Here is a 1,294-nt window from a genome sequence, read left to right as displayed (position 1 = left end):
CTCGACATCGGCTGCGGCACCGGCATCGCCGCCCGCCAGTTCCAGGCCGCCGGCTGCACCGTACTCGGCGTCGAACCCGACGCCCGGATGGCCGCCTTCGCGCAATCCCGCGGCCTGAACGTCGAGGTCGCGACCTTCGAAGCCTGGCAGCCCGCCGGCCGGACGTTCGACACGGTCGTCGCCGCCCAGTCGTGGCACTGGGTGGCCCCGTCCACCGGCGCCACGAAAGCGGCCCAGGTGCTGCGCCCAGGGGGCCGACTGGCCATCTTCGGGCACGCGTACGAGCCGCCCGCCGAGGTGGCCGAACCCTTCGCCGCCGCATACCGGCGGGCAGCCCCCGACTCCCCGTTCAACAACGGCCCGGCCCGGCGCCCGCTGGACCTCTACCGGGCGGCCTACGCCAAGGTCGCCGACACGATCGACGAGACCGGACACTTCCACGACACGGAACAGTGGCGCTTCGACTGGGAACAGTCCTACACCCGCGACCAATGGCTGGCCCTGCTGCCCACCACCGGCGGCCTCACCCAACTCCACCCCGACCAACTGACCGGGATCCTGGACGCGGTAGGGGACGCCATCGACTCCCTGGGCGGACGCTTCACGATGAACTACACCACCCTGGCCACGACCGCCGTACGCGACGGCACCACCTGAGCCTGCCTACGGACGCACCACCGCGTACTCCAACTCCCTGGCCGCCGGGTCACCCGGCATCGGCACGCTCTCCCCCGTCGGCACGAACCCGATCCGGCGGTAGAACGCCGCCGCGCGCGGATTGTCCTCGTGGACATACAGCCGTACGCGCTCGATCAACGGCTCACCCAGCGACCACGCCCAGTCCGTCCCGGCCCGGAACAACTCCTCCGCCAAGCCCCTGCCGCGCGCTTCGGGCCGCACGAACACCCCGACCACATGCGCCTGGTGGACCGCCGCCGCCTCACCGAACCGCACCTCGCCGTCCGGCCGCTCGATCAGCACGGTCACCGTGCCCGCCCAACTCCCGTCGGTCGCCTCCGCGATGAACTGCCGCACCCCGCCGTCGCCCGCCTCGGACCCGCGGGCCGTCCGCTCCCGCCAGAAGCCGTCGGACCGCTCCCCGGCCTCCTCGAACGTCTCCAGGAACGCCACCGGCGCCACCGGGTCCTGCAGAGCGGCCAGCCGCAGTTCCTTGACCAGCTGCCATTCGTCGGCGGCAGGTCAGGATCGGGGCATGGACTACGTGATACGCCCCGTGCGCGCCGACGAATGGCAGCTGGTCAAGGAACTGCGGCTGGCCGCTCTGCAGGACCCG

Annotated in this window: 2 protein-coding genes and 1 pseudogene; 2 read left to right on the top strand and 1 reads right to left on the bottom strand. The window is 72.1% G+C overall.

Annotated features, from left to right (window positions below):
- Positions 1-657, top strand: a 657-nt coding sequence (locus JGS39_RS39830) for a class I SAM-dependent methyltransferase (protein WP_219574629.1), incomplete at its 5' end; no start/stop codon positions are given.
- A 6-nt stretch (positions 658-663) separates the two neighbouring features.
- Here JGS39_RS39830 and JGS39_RS39825 read toward each other — a convergent pair.
- Positions 664-1,140 (bottom strand): GNAT family N-acetyltransferase, encoded by a 477-nt coding sequence (locus tag JGS39_RS39825; RefSeq protein WP_308121011.1) that lies wholly within the window; start codon positions 1,138-1,140, stop codon positions 664-666.
- A gap of 73 nt (positions 1,141-1,213) precedes the next feature.
- On the opposite strand from JGS39_RS39825, the pseudogene JGS39_RS41325 reads away from it, so the two are divergent.
- A pseudogene (locus tag JGS39_RS41325) lies at positions 1,214-1,294 on the top strand (GNAT family N-acetyltransferase); the annotation flags it as partial.

The sequence above is a fragment of the Streptomyces poriferorum genome (assembly GCF_019399235.1).
GTDB lineage: Bacteria > Actinomycetota > Actinomycetes > Streptomycetales > Streptomycetaceae > Streptomyces > Streptomyces poriferorum.
The sequence above is the reverse complement of the archived record's forward strand: the minus strand, read 5'-3'. Positions and strand labels throughout refer to the sequence as shown.